The organism is Vagococcus silagei, assembly GCF_004795745.1.
In the GTDB taxonomy this organism is placed as follows: Bacteria; Bacillota; Bacilli; order Lactobacillales; family Vagococcaceae; genus Vagococcus; species Vagococcus silagei.
Window position 1 is genome coordinate 51,650 of sequence record NZ_SDGV01000002.1, and the last position, 17,554, is coordinate 69,203.

At 34.2% G+C, this 17,554-nt stretch carries 14 protein-coding genes; 4 read left to right on the forward strand and 10 right to left on the reverse strand.

Features of this window, described 5'->3' with window-relative positions; all coding sequences use genetic code 11:
* Positions 1 to 56: 56 nt before the first annotated feature.
* The 5 genes from ESZ54_RS01360 to ESZ54_RS01380 all read right to left on the reverse strand — a co-directional run bounded on the left by ESZ54_RS01360 (position 57) and on the right by ESZ54_RS01380 (position 8,767).
* Positions 57 to 923 carry a class II fructose-bisphosphate aldolase gene (locus ESZ54_RS01360; protein WP_136135880.1) on the reverse strand — a complete coding sequence of 289 codons (867 nt, stop codon included), beginning with the start codon at positions 921 to 923 and terminating at the stop codon, positions 57 to 59.
* A 136-nt stretch (positions 924 to 1,059) separates the two neighbouring features.
* Positions 1,060 to 2,535: an aldehyde dehydrogenase family protein gene (locus tag ESZ54_RS01365; protein ID WP_136135881.1), complete on the reverse strand. Its 1,476-nt coding sequence runs from the start codon at positions 2,533 to 2,535 to the stop codon at positions 1,060 to 1,062.
* Positions 2,536 to 2,737: 202 nt separating this feature from the next.
* Positions 2,738 to 5,650, reverse strand: coding sequence for a beta-glucosidase (locus tag ESZ54_RS01370; protein WP_136135882.1), 2,913 nt, complete (start codon positions 5,648 to 5,650; stop codon positions 2,738 to 2,740).
* A 172-nt stretch (positions 5,651 to 5,822) separates the two neighbouring features.
* Complete coding sequence (locus ESZ54_RS01375) at positions 5,823 to 6,338, reverse strand: GtrA family protein (protein WP_136135883.1); 516 nt, start codon at positions 6,336 to 6,338, stop codon at positions 5,823 to 5,825.
* Positions 6,339 to 6,349: 11 nt separating this feature from the next.
* A complete protein-coding gene (locus ESZ54_RS01380; protein ID WP_136135884.1) occupies positions 6,350 to 8,767 on the reverse strand; it encodes a beta-glucosidase in 2,418 nt (805 codons plus the stop codon).
* Between the two features lie 181 nt (positions 8,768 to 8,948).
* Between ESZ54_RS01380 and ESZ54_RS01385 the strand changes: the two genes are divergently transcribed.
* The 4 genes from ESZ54_RS01385 to ahpF all read left to right on the forward strand — a co-directional run bounded on the left by ESZ54_RS01385 (position 8,949) and on the right by ahpF (position 13,322).
* The gene (locus ESZ54_RS01385) at positions 8,949 to 9,653 is read left to right on the forward strand and encodes a LytR/AlgR family response regulator transcription factor (protein WP_136135885.1); all 705 of its coding nucleotides are present in this window, start codon (positions 8,949 to 8,951) and stop codon (positions 9,651 to 9,653) included.
* Between the two features lie 4 nt (positions 9,654 to 9,657).
* Positions 9,658 to 10,974, forward strand: a complete 1,317-nt coding sequence (locus tag ESZ54_RS01390) for a sensor histidine kinase (RefSeq protein ID WP_239433718.1) — start codon at positions 9,658 to 9,660, stop codon at positions 10,972 to 10,974.
* Between the two features lie 244 nt (positions 10,975 to 11,218).
* Positions 11,219 to 11,782, forward strand: a complete 564-nt coding sequence (ahpC, locus tag ESZ54_RS01395) for an alkyl hydroperoxide reductase subunit C (RefSeq protein ID WP_136135886.1) — start codon at positions 11,219 to 11,221, stop codon at positions 11,780 to 11,782.
* A 13-nt stretch (positions 11,783 to 11,795) separates the two neighbouring features.
* On the forward strand, positions 11,796 to 13,322 hold the full coding sequence (ahpF, locus tag ESZ54_RS01400; protein WP_136135887.1) for an alkyl hydroperoxide reductase subunit F: 1,527 nt from the start codon (positions 11,796 to 11,798) through the stop codon (positions 13,320 to 13,322).
* Positions 13,323 to 13,376: 54 nt separating this feature from the next.
* On the opposite strand, the gene ESZ54_RS01405 is transcribed toward ahpF, so the two are convergent.
* Genes ESZ54_RS01405 through ESZ54_RS01425 form a run of 5 tightly spaced genes read right to left on the reverse strand, consistent with a single transcriptional unit; the run spans position 13,377 to position 17,213 of the window.
* Positions 13,377 to 13,619, reverse strand: a complete 243-nt coding sequence (locus ESZ54_RS01405; protein WP_136135888.1) for a DUF2087 domain-containing protein — start codon at positions 13,617 to 13,619, stop codon at positions 13,377 to 13,379.
* A gap of 25 nt (positions 13,620 to 13,644) precedes the next feature.
* Positions 13,645 to 14,028 (reverse strand): MmcQ/YjbR family DNA-binding protein, encoded by a 384-nt coding sequence (locus tag ESZ54_RS01410; protein WP_136135889.1) that lies wholly within the window; start codon positions 14,026 to 14,028, stop codon positions 13,645 to 13,647.
* A gap of 4 nt (positions 14,029 to 14,032) precedes the next feature.
* Complete coding sequence (locus tag ESZ54_RS01415) at positions 14,033 to 14,908, reverse strand: ABC transporter ATP-binding protein (protein ID WP_136135890.1); 876 nt, start codon at positions 14,906 to 14,908, stop codon at positions 14,033 to 14,035.
* The gene (locus ESZ54_RS01420; RefSeq protein ID WP_136135891.1) at positions 14,905 to 16,104 is read right to left on the reverse strand and encodes a hypothetical protein; all 1,200 of its coding nucleotides are present in this window, start codon (positions 16,102 to 16,104) and stop codon (positions 14,905 to 14,907) included. The genes ESZ54_RS01415 and ESZ54_RS01420 overlap by 4 nt, the downstream gene beginning before the upstream one ends.
* Positions 16,101 to 17,213: a hypothetical protein gene (locus tag ESZ54_RS01425; protein WP_136135892.1), complete on the reverse strand. Its 1,113-nt coding sequence runs from the start codon at positions 17,211 to 17,213 to the stop codon at positions 16,101 to 16,103. Before ESZ54_RS01425 ends, ESZ54_RS01420 begins: the two co-directional genes overlap by 4 nt.
* Between the last annotated feature and the right edge of the window lie 341 nt (positions 17,214 to 17,554).

Genomic DNA, 17,554 nt, shown 5'->3' on the forward strand with positions numbered 1-17,554 from the left:
ATAAAAAAAGGAATAAGTGCATTTGCACTTATCCCTTTCTTTAATCAGGAGTTTAATTAAGCTTTGTTTGTAGAACCAAACCACTCAATACGTTGTTTAACTAGGTCAACAACAGCTTGAGTACCAGGTGCTAAAATTTTACGAGGGTCAAATCCTTTTCCTTCTAAGTCTTTGCCTTCTTCGATATATTTACGTGTAGCAGCTGCAAATACTTCTTGACATTCAGTGTTTACATTAATTTTAGAAACACCTAATGAGATTGCTTTTTGAACTTGGTCTAAAGGAATACCAGAACCACCATGTAATACTAATGGTTTACCATCAGTTACATCAGCAATTGCGCCTAAAGTTTCAAAACTTAGGCCAGTCCAGTTTTCTGGGTAAGAACCGTGAATGTTACCAATACCAGCTGCTAAGAAATCAATACCAGTATCTGACATAGCTTTACATTCAGCTGGATCTGCTAATTCACCAGAACCGATAACGCCGTCTTCTTCTCCACCAATACTACCAACTTCACACTCAACTGAAACGCCTTTAGCATGTGCTTTCGCAACAACTTCTTTAGCTTTTTCTAAGTTTTCGTCGAATGGTAAGTGAGAACCGTCGAACATTACAGAAGTATAACCAGTTTCGATACATTCTAATGCATCTGCATATTCACCGTGATCTAAATGTAGAGCTACAGGAACAGTAATTCCCATTGAATCGATTAAGTTTTTAACGATTTCGTAACATACTTTGTAACCGCCCATATATTTGGCAGCTCCCATAGATGTTTGGATCATTACTGGAGCATTTGCTTCTTGAGCTCCTTGTAGAATAGCTTTTGTCCATTCTAAGTTGTTTGTGTTGAAAGCTCCTACTGCGTATTTACCTTCTCTAGCTTTTTTCAACATTTCTGTTGCTGATACTAATGCCATAATTAAGTTCCTCCTAAATTTTGGATATCAATTTGTTAAGCTACTAACTAACAAGCTTATTTTAACAGATTCTTGGTTAGTTTGCTAGCGAAATCACAATTTTCATGTATTTTTTCAGAAATTTTATTTAAACCTTTTAATACAAGCCAAATCCACCTTCGTTTGTATCAATATAGATGTTTTTAGTCTGTGTATAAGCACCTAAGATTTCTTTATGTGTTTCACGGCCGATACCAGATTTTTTGTAACCACCAAATGGTGAGCCAGCTGGAATTTGATTATAGGTATTAACCCATACTCTTCCTGTTTCAATTCCGCGACTTACTTTTAAGGCTGTGTTTAAGTTTTTAGTCCACACACCACCACCAAGACCGTAATCAGAATCATTTGCAAGTTGGATGACTTCATCTATTGTTTTAAATTTAATGACAACTGCGACTGGTCCAAAGATTTCTTCTTGAGCAACAGTCATATCATTCGTAACATCTGTTAACAATGTTGGGGCAACATAACAGCCATCAGCAAGCGCACCTTCAATTTTTTTACCACCAGTTAAAATTGTTGCGCCTTCTTTACGGCCAATTTCAACAGCAGCTAAAATTTTGTCAACTTGACCTTGGTTAACTTGGGCACCCATTTGAGTATCATTTTTCCATGATTCACCCACAACAACTGCTTCAAATTTTTCTTTCAATGCGCCGACAAACTTGTCATAAATACCTTCTTGGACAAAAATACGTGAGCCTGCACAACACACTTGGCCTTGGTTAAATAAGATACCTAATTGAGCACCCTCGACAGCTTTATCAAATGGCATATCATCAAAGAAGATATTTGCTGATTTTCCGCCAAGTTCTAATGTGGCTGGAATTAAGCGATCAGCTGCTGCCATTGCCACATTATGACCAATTTCAGTTGAACCTGTAAAGGCCAATTTATTGAAGCCTTCGTGATGTAACATGTATTCGCCTGATTTAGATCCTTTACCAGTGATCACGTTTAAAACGCCTTTCGGTAACATTGGACCAATTAATTTTGTCATTTCTAATAAACTTAATGAAGTTGAAGATGATGGGTGAATGACAATTGTATTGCCTGCTGCTAAAGCTGGCGCTAATTTCCACGCTGCCATCAGAATTGGGAAGTTCCATGGAATAATTTGACCAATTACACCGATTGGTTCATGAATCACAATACTTAAAGTATTTTCATCAAAGGCTTGTGCTGATCCTTCTTCACTACGGATAACACCAGCAAAATAGCGGAAATGATCGGCACAAAGTGGTACATCAATCGCCATTGTTTCACGGATTGGTTTACCATTATCCATTGATTCAACCATTGCTAAGTGTTCCATATTTTCATCAATCACATCTGCGATTTTTAATAATAAATTGCTACGATCAACAATTGACATTTTCTTCCATTGAGGTAACGCGTCTTGTGCTGCCCTTACTGCGTCATCGACATCTTCATCAACCGCATCAACAAATTCTGCTAATTTTTGGTTATTACTTGGTGCATAACTTTCTAAGGTATTTGTTCCTTTTCCACTTGTCCATTCACCATTAATATATAATTCGTATTTATTGTCTAACTCGATAAACTCCATCAATAAAGACCTCCTTGATATAAATATTTATTTGGTATAGTTAAAATTGTAACCGTTTTAATTTTAAAGTCAAGGTTATTCTTTGTGAAGATACGACACAATCTCAAAAAAAGTTCATCAGTTGATTGCTACATCAAGCTTTAAAAAATAAAAAAAGTTTGAAATAGGATCAGTATTTTCCTATTTCAAACTTAAATTTAAATTAAAGACGATTTAATTTTGTTTTTTTACGATAAATTGCAATTGCTAATATTTGTAATGATGCTAAGGCAACTATAACGATTATATTTACTGTATAAGTTGTTTTTTCCCATGCCATTAAAGGTGTTTTCTTCACATCTTTTTCGTAAGCACGGCTGTTAGCAACTGTATAAAGAATATTGTGAGTTGCAGTACGCATTGCTTTAACACTTGTTGCACTTGTTGTGTCATCTAAAGTGGCACCCATCTCACCATTTGTTGAAAGCATTGCATCATTACCATTACGAATTGCTTTATCAGCATCCATGTATTTATAACCACCAAAGTAGTCAGTTAAAACGAAACCACGGAAGCCCCATTCGCCACGAAGAACATCATTTAATAATGTTGCACTACCACCAGCCCACTCATTACCAATATAGTTAAAGGCTGACATTGCTGCTGTTGCGCCACCTTTTTTAACTGCGTCTTCAAATGGTTTTAAATAAATTTCACGCACAGCTTGTTCTGTTGACCATGTTAAGAGTAAATCCGTACGATTTGTTTCTTGATCATTTAATGCAAAGTGTTTCATGTATGTATAAACGCCTTTATCCATCGCACCTTTAATTTCTGCTGCTGCCATTGCACCTGAGACAACGCCATCTTCAGAATAGTACTCAAAGTTACGACCAGCGAAAGCATTACGGTGAATATTCATAGCTGGACCATACCAACCGCTAATGCCCATTTGAGAGGCTTCTTCACCCACACCATGACCACGAGCTTCTGCTAATTCTTTGTTCCATGTTGTAGCAATCATCGTTGCTGTTGGGAATGCTGTCCCATTACTATTCTTAACAAAGAAACTTGAAATTCCAGCAGGACCATCGAAATCATATGTTTGAACTTTTCCAACTGACTTAACTGGTAATGTTTGGTAACCACCATTAGCAATTAGTTTTGTCATATCTTTAACACTTAATTGGTCTAGTAATTGATCCCATTTCTTGTCATCATATTCTAAACCTTTAAGGTCGTTTAAGACTAAACCATTTTTTGCACCAGTTATTGGCATTTTATCTTTATCATCATTTTCTAGTTTGTATGTCTTAACGTTTGTTAGGCCATCTTTTTCTAAATCTGTTAATTCACGTTTAACTGGTGATTTTGTTACTTCATCGTAATTCGCAAAATTATCTTTACGACTTAAGTAAGTCACTTCACCTTCAACAAAATCTTTAAATTTAACTGTTGCTGCTTTTTCGTCACTTGAACGTTTGTTATCTTCATTATATACAATTGTCTCTTTCACTTCATATGCTTCTGAAGCAAGTGTATCGTGTGAGTTTGATTTTAATTGTAAGTTGTATTGACCTTTTTCAAGGACATACGCACCTGAATGATAAGTATCAAATGAAGCTAATTCCTCTTGCGAAATTTCAAATGGAATTGTTTGGCTTTCACCTGGTTTTAATTCTTTTGTTTTTGCAAAATCAACTAAGTTAGTTGCTGCTTTTTCTAAACCACCATTTGTATATGGAGGATTGTTGTAAATTTGAACAACTTCTTTACCTGAAGTTTTACCATTATTTTTTACTGTCACATCAAATGATAATTTATCACCTTTTTGTGTGATTTTACTCATTGATTGATCAAAAGTTGTATAGCTTAAACCATATCCAAATGGATATTGAACTTCTTTACGGTACTCTTCATCTTTGTTTTCGTATTTCGTTTCATAGTATTTATAACCAACATAAATACCTTCTACATAGTTAATTAGTTTGTAATCACTATTTTCATAACTAAAGTCACCAAAGTTATTCCATGTAGGTGTTTTAGTTAAGTCATAAACAAATGTATCAACCGTACGGCCAGAAGGATTTACTTCACCACTTAGAACTTTACCTAAAGCGTTGAATCCAGTTGCTCCAGCACCTGGCATCCAGATTGCACTCTTGATATTATCATAATCGTTAATCCAACCTAACTCCATTGCATTTGAAGCATTTACTAAAACAATAACGTTTTTGAAGTTACTTGTAACTAGGTCCACCATTTCTTTTTCGGATTTGGATAATTCTAAGAAATGCTCTCCTTTTTCAAAATCGTCTTTACGACCATTATATTGAATATCTTTACCTTTCATATCAACAGGTAAATCAGCACCTTCTCCACCAACACGTGTAATCGTAATCATAGCTGTATCAGAGAATTTCTTAGCATCATCAATTAAAGATTGTTTATAATCTTTAGCACCTGGTTCTGGAAGTGTCCAATCTTGTTCCCACATCCCAACAACTGGACGATCTTCACGGTAATCACGGTAAAAATCTAATAATTTTTCATTTAATTCAAAGTCAGCATTTTTTAAACTTTTTTCAATATCAACGGCGTTAGATGTATCAACATTACCTGAACCAGTACCACCGTAGACAGGATTTGTTGCGCCCCAACCAAAGACATTCAATTTTTGACCTTTATCTTGCAACGGTAACATTTGATCTTCGTTTTTTAGAAGCACTGTTCCTTCGTTTGCAATCGTTTCAGTTAAATCTTGATTCTTTTTGTAAGTACTTTCCTTAACATCATTAATTTTGGCATAATTTAAATTTAAGATACTTGACATTGGGCCAAACAGCACCACATTTGTTGAAATTAAAATACTAACAAGTAAAGCAATTACTGATTCCCATTTCAACCAAAACTTAAAGCGTTTACTTTTATTTCTAAAAATAATAAGCGCTGCAATAAACGCAACCACAATCACTAATGATGGAATAAAATAAACTGAAACTGTTTTTATTGTTGCATACACATCTGCCATATTTAGTACTTCATCTTGGCTCAACTTAAATAAGGCAAACGCAATTGCTCCAGCAATAGCAGCAATAATTGCCACCGGTATTAATAGTTTACGATACTTCTTCATGATAAAATTTTCCCTTCTGCTTTTTATTTATTTTTGAGTCCCCTAAGTCCTCCTAAAGAAAGCTTAAAGGAATTGATAACGTTTTCCTATAAATAATTCATAAGCTGTAGTTTTTAATGCATGATTTGTCTTTTTCATTTTTCACAAACAAAAGAGACAAATCAAACACCACTTAATCTTCTTTTTTCATGATTTTATATTTCATCATTGGATAATTTATTACGACTTGGACGATAATATTAATCACGTTAGCAATCGTTGCTGCGAAAGCTCCGACATATGGTTTTAATAATGCAATTGTATACGGTGGTAACCAAACTGAAATTAAACCGGCAACCGTAACTGTCGCAATATACCAAGGTAATACTTTTTTAATATCAACTGTTGCTGAAAAAACAATTTTACGTTGGACGATAAAGTTAACAATTTGGGCACAGATATAGGCCAATAAGAAACTTAAAAAGCCACCTAAGCCACCTTCAGAAGGGCTATATTTAAAAATGAACCACTGAAAATCAAGATTACTCAAACTTTTAAAAATAAAACCAGTTCCAAACCAAAGCACCACAAAATTTGTAACCGTTGCGACATTACTCATAATGTTAAACATAATAAATTCATATAAATCAGGATGGCTGGCTTTGAAGCCTTTAATTTTACTAACCAAACCTGTTTTTTGTTCTGCCATATTCTTCTCTCCTAATCAGTTAACCACTGTTTACTTATTTTTTTGTTTTTAAAAAAATCACGAATTAAGCGGCCTAACCCTCGCCAAAAATGACCATTTGTGATAAAGACAATATCATCGACCATTTGTAAGCTCACCATACCATTTGTCATTTTTGCAATTGCCCTAAATGGCATGTTGTAAATAAAAAGTAAATTAAGATCTGGTTTACCTTTTTGTTGACTTTTTTCTAACATGCGGTTGATTATTTTATAAACTTGACGGCTTAAAAAGCTATTTGCATACTTCATTTCAGAAATAACGCTGTTGCGATGTAATTCTCGTCTTTCAGCTGTCGATTCAACAGGAACTACTGCACCATAAAGGCGTTCAAATTCAGAAATTGAAAACGCGTTAAAATCTGCATTATAATATGAAGGAAGTTGTGTTTGATCTTCAATAATATCAATACTAGTTCCCTCTATTTCGATAGTTTGGCTCAAACAAATAGCACGTGAATGCGACCCGATTTTAATTTGATATGTTCCTTGTTCTACTTGCCATGACTTAGTATGTGTATCAAAGTACCGGAAGGTCATTTCATCAAGAGATAGGGAAACTGTTTGGGATTCACCTGGCTCAAGTTTCACTTTAGCAAAACCTTTCAATTCTTGTGCAGGTCGAATAATCGCACTATTTTCTTTCGACACGTATAGTTGAACAATTTCTTCACCTGCAACTTGACCTGTATTCTTCAAATCAAATGATACCTGCGTTGCTGAAACTTCTATATTTTCGTAACTAAAGGTTGTATAACTTAAGCCAAAACCAAATGGAAAACGAACTTGCTTTTCGGCAGAGTCATAATAACGATAACCAACGAATAAACCTTCTTTATAGTAAGCATAAGTTTCCTTAGCTGGGTATTCTTCATTAAAGAGAATATCTTCTTCACTCATTGGATAAGTTTCAGTTAACTTACCGCTAGGATTATAAGCACCTGTCAAAACCTCAAGCATTGCACTCGCACCTGCTTGACCAGATAGATAGCCATGAACTATTGCATCCACTTTGTTTTCCCACGGCATTGCGATAACTGATCCTACTGCTAAACTAACCACTACATTCACATCTAATTCAGCCAAAGTTTCAATTAGGAAAATTTGATTTTGTGGCATTTTTAGAGATGCTCGGTCCATGCCTTCGCTCTCAAAACTTTCATCTAATCCCGCAAAGACAATCACTGTTTCACATCGCTCTGCTAATTTTTTTGCTTCGGCAACAAGTTCATGATCTGTAGCTGCACCACGTTTATAACCTTCCGCATAACCAATATAGTCAAAACATTCAACTACCGATTGGTCTAAAATATTTTCTAGTTTAGTAGGATTCACGACAGATGAGCCCGCGCCTTGATAACGTGGTTGTTTTGCAAATTCACCAATGATACCCACTTTTGTCTTTTGTTTTATTGGTAAAACGTGGTTCTCATTTTTTAACAAGACAATACTCTTTTTAGCTGCTTCTCTAGCAACATCATGATGCGCTTCTTGATCAAAATTCTGCTCGCGGTCTGGATTCATTGCTGTAGATTTTAAAACTACCGAAATTAATTCATCGACGCGTTCATCTAATATTTCTTCTGATAACACTCCCGTTTGAATAGCTTCCATTAATTCAATCGGACCATTCACGCCTGGTGAAGGCATTGCTAGATGGCTACCGTTTATCACACCTTGGACATGATCGTTATCGCCACCCCAGTCTGATACCACAAAGCCTTCAAAATTCCATTCATGGCGAAGCATGTCTCTTAATAAAAATGAATTTTCATTTGCGTAAACACCATTTATTAAATTATATGATGACATAATAGATAAAGGTTCCGCTTCTTTAACTGCAATTTCAAAGCCTGTTGTATAAATTTCACGTAGTGTTCGTTCGTCGACGATTGAATCAGAAGTCATACGACGATACTCCTGACTGTTAACAGCAAAATGCTTCGGACAAGCAATCGTTCCATTTTCTTGAATACCACGAATACTAGCTGCCGCTAATTTTCCAGAAAGAAATGGGTCTTCACTGTAGTATTCAAAGTTTCGACCACATCTTGGATGACGTTTAATATTTAATCCTGGTCCTAAGAGAACTTGAACGTTTAATGCACTGGCTTCTTTACCTAAACACCGCCCAACTTCAGTTAATAAGGCTTCGTCCCAACTATTGGCCAGTGTTGCCGCTGTTGGAAAACAAGTTGCTTTTTGACTTTCATTCAACCCCAAATGATCTGACGCACCGAGTTGTTTACGAATACCGTGTGGACCATCAGATAAAAATAAAGATGGCAGCAAATTAGGTACATCATATGATTCCCATGTGTTTTTTCCTGATAACATTGAAACTTTTTGCTTCAACGTCATTTTTTCAATGATTGCTTTATTTTTTAGCATGGACATCCTCTACTCTCTTTTTTGTTAATTTTAGGTTATCATTAATGTAAGCGGTATAATATCATTTATTCATATCTTGAAGTTTTTTATTCATAACCTGTAAAAAGTTAAGACTTTATTTTTTTAAAACAGTATGATAAATTGATGGGTGCCTAAAACAGTAATGGGAGGAATTATTCAGATGAAGATCGCAATTGTCGAAGATCAAGCAAAAGAACGTGAACGAATCAAGAAGTGTTTTCAACAATTCGAAACAGAAGAAAACATTGTTTTGTCGCTCACCTTTTTTGGCGATGGCATAGAAATCGTTGATCAATATGCAGGGGATTTTGATATTATATATTTTGACGTTGAGATGCCAATAATGGATGGCATGACTGCCGCCAAAAAAATTAGAGCGGTTGATGCAAATGTTTTAATTGTTTTTATTACAAATTACGTTCAATGGGCTATTGAGGGTTATTCCGTTAATGCCAGTGATTTCTTATTAAAACCGGTCACTTATTTTAACTTTACGGAACATTTTAAACGCATCATGCCAAAGCTTTTAAATGATAACCAAAAATTTTTAAGCTTAAAAACAAATAATGGTATCCGCAAAATCCGCTTGGATGAACTCATTTATATCGAAAGCGAAGGACACTACCTTCATTTATATACTTTGAACGATAAACTCACAGTTCTTGATACGATGAAGAAGTTTGAACAAGACCTAAAAGAAGATCATTTTTTCAGGTGTAATAATTGCTATTTGGTTAACCTGAAACATGTTCAGTCCGTTGACAAAAACATTGCAACGGTTGGTAACTATCTACTTCAAATTAGTCGTCCCCGAAAAAAATCTTTCATGGAAGCTTTAACACAATACATAGGAGCAGAGGTGTAGAGTAATGATTATGGAACATTTACCAGATATTCCAAGATCTCTTACTGCATTAGCTGAATGGTTAAGTTGTGCCATCATAATTTTTCAAACTACAAAAACCATGCGCAAAAAAATTGTTTTTTTGACACTCCCCTTAATGGGGATTGGTCAATTACTCTTACAATTGTGGGTAGATTCGTGGCCTTTAACTTTATGGATTCTTGGGATGCTTGTCAATTTTGGCTGGATGTATCTAACCTTAATTGTCTGCACAAAACATGGTTTTCTCAGTAATACCTATTTAGTTTGTAAATCATTTATTTTTGCCGAATTAATTGCTTCATTAGCTTGGCAAATTTATAGTTTCTTTATCTTGCCACGTTTTCTGGATAATTTGATTATTCAATCACTAACCATGTTAGGTTTATATCTTTTGTTTATCGGGATTTACATTCTCTTTAACCGTAAACATACACTTGAGTTTATTCTCAAAGATTTACGTCATCGAGATATTTTTATCTCATTGCTCACAGCATTGATCATTTTTTCAGTTAGTAATTTAGGCTTTTTGTTATCACAAACTAACTATCCGTTAGGTGATGGTTTTACTATCTTTACCTTCCGTGCCTTAATTAACCTAGCTGGTTTATTGATTCTTTTTATTCAAGAAAATACCCGCTCAGAAGTCTATTTGCGCGATGAATTAAAGGCCATCAATCACGTTTTACAATCTCAATATGAACAATACGAATCTTACCGCGAAAGTAATCAGCTTATTCACCAAAAATTTCATGATCTAAAACATCAAATTGATATTATTCAAATGGAAGTCGACAGTGAAAAGCAAAAAGATTATATTGAACAATTAAAAAAAGATATCAGGCTTTATCAGTCACCAATCAAAACAGGTAATGCCATTATGGATACTATTCTAACGCGAAAAAATATGTTCTGTATGCAAAACAAAATCACCCTAACTAGCCTTGCTGACGGAAAACTTTTAGATTTCATTGAAGTCATGGACTTATCTAGTTTAATAGGTAATAGTTTAGATAATGCAATTGAATCGGTCATGTTACAAAAAGAACCTGAAAAACGTTTAATTCAATTACAAGTCGTAAAAAAAAATCAATTTGTTTTGTTTCAATTAAAAAATTATTCTGAAACAACTTTAAACTTTAATGACGGATTACCAGTCACAACTAAAAAAAATACTGAAAAACATGGTTATGGCTTAAAGAGTATTTCCTATATTGTTACAAAATATCAAGGAACTCTTTCAATCACACATCAAGATAACTGGTTTGTTTTAACCATCCTTTTTCCAATAGCTAACACTTAAACACTTTAAACGTGTGATGTTTCACATTTAAGTGTTTTTTTATTCTAAACGTTATTATTAAACAATATGTATTTATAATGATTCTCAATTAATTATAACTCACTATAGAACATATTGTGCTATACAATAATAAATTCCGCGATTTATCTAAAAAACATTGACTTCACAAACTTCTTTATTTATAATAATTATAAAGAAGAAGCTAATTCTTACTTTAAATAATTCTATAGGAGGATGTTTTTTTATGTCATTAATTGGAAAAGAAGTTATTGAATTTCAAGCTGAGGCTTACAAACAAGGAGAATTCGTCTCTGTCTCAAGTGAAAATTTCAAAGGAAAGTGGAGTGTTCTATGCTTTTACCCTGCTGATTTTACCTTTGTCTGTCCAACAGAATTAGAAGATTTACAAGAGCAATACAAAACTTTACAAGATTTGGGTGTTGAAGTTTACTCATGTTCAACAGATACTCATTTTACACATAAAGCATGGCACGATACGTCGGATGCCATTGGAAAAATTGAATATACAATGATTGGCGACCCATCACATCATATTGCTTCTTCATTTGAAGTTTTAGATGAAGAAACTGGTTTAGCACAACGTGGTACATTCATTATTGACCCAGATGGCATTATCCAAATGGTTGAAATCAATGCTGATGGTATTGGCCGTGACGCAAGTACTTTAATTGATAAAATTCGCGCAGGACAATACGTTCGCGAAAATCCAGGTGAAGTCTGCCCTGCTAAATGGAAAGAAAGCGGCGAAACATTAAAACCAAGTTTTGACTTAGTCGGAAAAATTTAAGGAGCTAAACTAAATGTTTGATAAACAAACGATCGAGCAACTAGAACAATATCTAACGCTATTAGAATCTGATCTTGTCTTCAGAGCAAGTCTTGATGATAGTGATTCTTCTAAGAAAGTCCGCGAATTTTTAGAGGGTGTAGTTGCACTCTCTTCACGACTTTCAATTGAAGAAACCAAACTTACTAGAACACCAAGCTTTGAAGTTTGTCGTCCTGGTAATGAAAGCGGTGTAATTTTTGCTGGTCTACCTATGGGACATGAATTTTCGTCATTTATCTTAGCACTCATTCAAGTGAGTGGTCGGGCTCCAAAAATTGAAGAACACTTAATTCAATCAATTAAAGCAATTGAGACAAAATTAAACTTTGAAACTTACGTTAGTTTAACGTGTCACAATTGCCCAGATGTCGTCCAAACACTCAACATCTTGGCAATTCTAAATCCAAATATTACTCATACTATGATTGAAGGTAGTATGTATCAAGATGAAGTTGACCGTAAAAAAATCATGGCTGTACCAGCTGTTTTTCTAAATGATGAATCATTTACGAATGGACGAATTACAATCGAAGAAATTTTAGAGAAAATCGTAGGTGCAGCTGCACTTGAGGATCTATCTGATAAGGAAATCTTTGATGTATTAGTTGTTGGTGGCGGTCCAGCTGGTAGTAGTGCTGCAATTTATGCCGCCCGCAAAGGCATTAATACAGGTATGGTTGTTGATACTTTCGGCGGACAAGTCATGGAAACACTAGGAATTGAAAACATGATTGGCACACCGTATACTGAAGGTCCTCAATTAATGCGTCAAGTCGAAGACCACGTCAAAGAATATCAAGTCGATATCATGAAAGGTCAAAATGCTAAAAAAATCGAGAAAAAAGAATTAATTGAAGTAACCCTTGAAAGCGGCCAAATGCTACAAGCTAAAAGTGTCGTCTTATCAACTGGTGCACGTTGGCGTAATATCAACGTTCCAGGTGAAAAAGAATTTAAAAATAAAGGGGTTGCTTACTGTCCTCACTGTGATGGTCCGTTATTTGCGGGCAAAAACGTTGCTGTCATTGGGGGCGGCAACTCTGGAATTGAAGCAGCGATTGACCTAGCTGGACTAGTCAAACATGTTTATGTTCTAGAATTTTTACCTGAGTTAAAAGCAGACGAAGTTTTACAACGTAAATTAAAATCATTAAGTAATGTGACTGTAATTACGAATGCCGCAACTCAATCAATTAATGGGGATGACCAAGTCGAATCGTTAACGTACCAAAGCCGTTTAGATGATAGTGTTCACACACTCGATGTCGAAGGTGCCTTCATATTAATTGGTTTAGTGCCAAACACAGAATGGCTAAAAGGATCGATTGAATTAACTGATCGTGGTGAAATTATCACCGATGCACACGGTATGACAAATGTACCGGGCATCTTTGCTGCAGGCGACTGTACAGACAGTGCTTATAAGCAAATTATTATTTCAATGGGTTCTGGTGCAACAGCTGCATTAGGCGCATTTGATTACTTAATTCGTCAGTAAGTATTTTAAAATTAATAAAATGACCACAAAGATTGTTGATCTTTGTGGCCTTTTTTATTTTATTCTTTGATATTTTTCGCCATAATTATCTCGTTGTAATAAGTTGCTATCCACCAAATAACGACGAATAAGTGCATAATCAGGATAGATTTCTCCTAACATTTCATTGATTTCTTTTTCATTATAAATTCGATTAAACTCAAACAGCGTTATGATTCTTTCAAATACCGCTTCTTTATCTTTCTGTTTCTTTGGAATGGTAATCAACGCATTTTCTTTAAAAAAACGTTCGCACATTAAAATCTTCTCCTTCTCTTCCAGCCTAATCTAATTGTTCAAGTTCCAATTTTTGACTCTTAGTTAAATTCTTACAAACTAGGGTATAAGAAATTTTAATTAAAGCTTCAATTTCTTCATCAGTTAATTCTGTTCCAGATAGTTTTATTGAGTTCCAGTGTTTTTTATTCGCATAATACCCCGGATTGACCATTTCAGGATAAGCTTCTTTTAATATCTCATTTTCTTCTGGAGTATTTTTGAGTGTAATAAATGCATCCTCACTGACCTCTGGCGACATCATCCCGAATTGTTTGCCTAGAATATCAAAATACGTTGTCCTCCAGTCTTTTCGATAATAAACTTTTGCCCCTTTTAGTGATTCACCAAAAGCAATCAAGCGAGCAATACGTTTTTCAATTTGTTTCATTCGATCACTCCTCGACTTTTTTCTCTTCAAAATAATAAGCATATAAATCAGATAAATCAATGATACCAACAGAAAAATCAGTAATGCCATTTGAAGTCAGCAATGAAATATATTTCTCTAGTTCTTCACTTGTATTGACTTCAAAATAACTAATTTCATTTGGCAAATGGTAGACAGAATGATGCTTAAATTCAAAATCAGTATTTTTAAACTTAACGACACGTTGTTTTGGCGCATCTTGCTGATACTCTTTAATAATTTGTCCTTCTTTTAAAAAGAAAACACGATTGGCATATAATTCCAAATTTTCTAATAAATGTGAAGCAATCATAATTGCTTTTCCTTCACATCGTTTTTGTTCTAAAATCGTCGAAAGCAATGAAATATTTGTTGGATCTAAGCCATTCATTACTTCATCCATCAACATGTATGGTGTATTGGCAACAATTTGCATCGCAAAGCAAAGTCTTTGCCGCATGCCTAAAGAATACTTACCGACTTTTTGATGTACATAATGTGCCATCTGCAATTGATTCACAACACCATCGATAGAAATCGATGTTTTTGACCACATTTGACTGTACATTTTCAGATGTTCATATCCTGTTAAAAAACCATATAAATCACTCTGATCTGGCATCATCGTAATTAACTCATGAATCTTTTTTTCACTTTGGCTTGTTTGATATCTTAGTTGATTAATCTCAATTATGCCATGATGCGGGTTAATGTAATTCATTAATGCATTTAAAAGTGTAGACTTTCCTGTTCCATTTGGTGCAACCAAACCAATAATTTCACCTGTCTTCACTTGAAACGAAATTTGATTTAAAACTTTCTTACCGTCAAATTGAACAGATAAATTTTCAACTGATATCATATCTTACGACCCTTTCTTTGTGAGAATAAAACGACTGGCAAAATGAAAATCACAATCAAAATACTAAAAAGGATAATCATTTTTTCAACGGTTAACTTCATTGTGATATATAAGTAATTTTGATGCCCCGTGATGATACTCCCAATTTTTAGATAGGTACTCGGATACCACTCAACTGGTTTAAATTCACCTACACCTCGAATAAAATAAAGTGGTTCACAAAATAATAAAAATGAAGGAATGGCAATATTAATTATTTCTGATTTGAATACGAGACTTAAAAAAATAATAAATAAAAAGAGAAAGATAAAAACTAAAAGAAAACTTAACATAAAAATCAAATAATAATGCTGTAAACTTATGGTTTCAAAATGGCCATTGTTTAAATGATCATTTTGATAAATCGGTATCGGGTATTTCAATGAACCTATACCATATTTAAAAGATAAAATAATAAAACTTGGGAGCAATGAAACCACGGTTAAGAGAAGTCCCACTAGTGCCACAGTGAATTTAACAACTAATTTTTCTAAAGGTGTTATCGGGTACCCTGCTTCAATGGTTTGATACTTACGATCCATTAAGACAATATCACATAAAAAGAAAATTAAGGCTGCAATTAAAATCATTGGTAAGTATCGGCCTGCTTCATTTGCCACAACTTGAACGGCAGTCTGTTCATTCATCGCTGGTATTGTCAGAGGAACACTGATTTTAGCAAGTTGTTGATACTTTGCAGACTCTCTTTTATAAGCATAATGACCATCTTCAAACCCAAAACCACTTGCTAAAGAATAATAAATAATTGGATAACGACTCGTCGTCAAAATCTGATTAAAGTATATCTCATCCGAAAACTGATACCAATCCGCCGTGTGCTCTGCGTATTCTTTGTATGCTTCCTTGTCAAGTGCCATTAACCTTGCTTTATCCTTTTGATTCCACTCGGGAAAAATGGCTAATGCTGTCGCAACTGAAGGATGTAAATTAGTAGTTATTCGATCAAGGTCGATAAAATTCTTACGTTCATTATATTGTGTTTCAATCTGCTCGCGATCAATTTTTTCAAGTGGAGGATTATTTGGAATGAAAACCAAACTATAGTAGAGACCTAAAAATAGTAAAACAATTAAAACCGCAATTGTTTTCGCTGAAAATAAAAACTTCTTTAGTTCAAGTTTAAGGTATGTTTTCATCTTCGTTCACCCACTTTTTTTAAACCAAACACTCTAACCACTAAAAGGCAAATACCGCTATACATTAATAAAATCATTATCGCAAAATAAAGATTAAGAAACGGAAGTCCTTGACTTAATTCACCATTTAAGACCGTCGCTGTTTGTAAATAGACTGTTGGAAATAGATTTAATTTTGTCATAATTTCTGGCATTAAGTAAAACGAAGCATACAAAAACAGACTAATAAAGAATGTAATAAAACTATTTTTAGTTAAGACATTTAAACTAAAAGATAGGCAGGTACTAAACAAACCAATAAATAAAAAATAACTAAAAACAATAATAATATATAGCCAAATTGGGACGGTCGTATTATGAAACGTATAGATTCCAATTGGATAGTTCAAATCTCCAAATGAAAATACTAAACCTAAAAAGAGCATTAAAATAATGACTAATAAAAAAGCAATTAAAAATGAACCTAAAGTAAAGATGATTTTAAACACCATTTTTTCTACACGCCTTGATGGGATTCCTTCGCGAATAGATTGATGCTCAAGCTCGTCGGTAAAAATATTACTTGTTACAAGTGCGGTCAACGGAAACCATAAAATTGATAAAATCAATAGCACTTTAGGAATAGATGCTGCTAGCGAAGCAGTTGTTTTCTCAAGTGGTATTGTGTCATCTTTCATTTTTTGATAGAAGACACGGTCCCTGTCATTTTGACTTCGGATAGGAATCAACGTTTGATAAAGTTCACTCTGATAGATATGATAGAATGCTTCACGTTCTTCCACCAACGCTAAAGAGCGTTCAAGATAATTTTCCCGGTCATCGATTAATAGCATTAACTCTTGCTGACTTAATAGTTCAGATTGTTTCACTAAACTTAAATACAAAGGGTCTTCCTTTGCTTGTCTGCTTTCTATATCCATTTTTAGAAAACCTTCTAAAACTCGATTAGTTGCTTGCCTTTCTAAGAGACTTTTTTCAATTAGTGGGTTAGAAGGATATTTCATATTCCCAATTACAGTCATTAGTGTGACTAATAGTAACACACCAAATAAAAGATGATATTTTATGTTTTTTCGATTAATCAACCACAGTATTTTTAACTCTTTCATCATTACTCACCTTTAATTCTCTCACTTTTGTTTAACCGTATTTTAATCAAGTATCTAATTATAGCACATTAAATATGACAAAAACCATTTTTAAGCTGAAAAAAGAGCCGATAATATCATCGACTCTTCAATATGATTATCTTAATGGATCCCCTTCGGTTCCAATTTTTACATAGCAATATCAACGGGATAGCAATTAATCAGAAATAATGTCCGTAAAAAATACAGTATCTAAAAAAGTGAATTGTTTTTGACGATAGTTAATCTTCTTATCTTTCACTAGATTCTTAATCACACTACTCGCCGTTTCACGTGTTGTACCACTGGCACGAGCGATGTCA

Coding starts and splice junctions, on each gene's coding strand:
- ESZ54_RS01390 (WP_239433718.1), top strand. CDS start 9,658: ATGATTATGGAACATTTACCAGATATTCCAAGATCTCTTACTGCATTA.
- ESZ54_RS01385 (WP_136135885.1), top strand. CDS start 8,949: ATGAAGATCGCAATTGTCGAAGATCAAGCAAAAGAACGTGAACGAATC.
- ahpC (WP_136135886.1), top strand. CDS start 11,219: ATGTCATTAATTGGAAAAGAAGTTATTGAATTTCAAGCTGAGGCTTAC.
- ESZ54_RS01425 (WP_136135892.1), bottom strand. CDS start 17,213: ATGAAAGAGTTAAAAATACTGTGGTTGATTAATCGAAAAAACATAAAA.
- ESZ54_RS01420 (WP_136135891.1), bottom strand. CDS start 16,104: ATGAAAACATACCTTAAACTTGAACTAAAGAAGTTTTTATTTTCAGCG.
- ahpF (WP_136135887.1), top strand. CDS start 11,796: ATGTTTGATAAACAAACGATCGAGCAACTAGAACAATATCTAACGCTA.
- ESZ54_RS01415 (WP_136135890.1), bottom strand. CDS start 14,908: ATGATATCAGTTGAAAATTTATCTGTTCAATTTGACGGTAAGAAAGTT.
- ESZ54_RS01405 (WP_136135888.1), bottom strand. CDS start 13,619: ATGTGCGAACGTTTTTTTAAAGAAAATGCGTTGATTACCATTCCAAAG.
- ESZ54_RS01375 (WP_136135883.1), bottom strand. CDS start 6,338: ATGGCAGAACAAAAAACAGGTTTGGTTAGTAAAATTAAAGGCTTCAAA.
- ESZ54_RS01370 (WP_136135882.1), bottom strand. CDS start 5,650: ATGAAGAAGTATCGTAAACTATTAATACCGGTGGCAATTATTGCTGCT.
- ESZ54_RS01410 (WP_136135889.1), bottom strand. CDS start 14,028: ATGAAACAAATTGAAAAACGTATTGCTCGCTTGATTGCTTTTGGTGAA.
- ESZ54_RS01365 (WP_136135881.1), bottom strand. CDS start 2,535: ATGGAGTTTATCGAGTTAGACAATAAATACGAATTATATATTAATGGT.
- ESZ54_RS01380 (WP_136135884.1), bottom strand. CDS start 8,767: ATGCTAAAAAATAAAGCAATCATTGAAAAAATGACGTTGAAGCAAAAA.
- ESZ54_RS01360 (WP_136135880.1), bottom strand. CDS start 923: ATGGCATTAGTATCAGCAACAGAAATGTTGAAAAAAGCTAGAGAAGGT.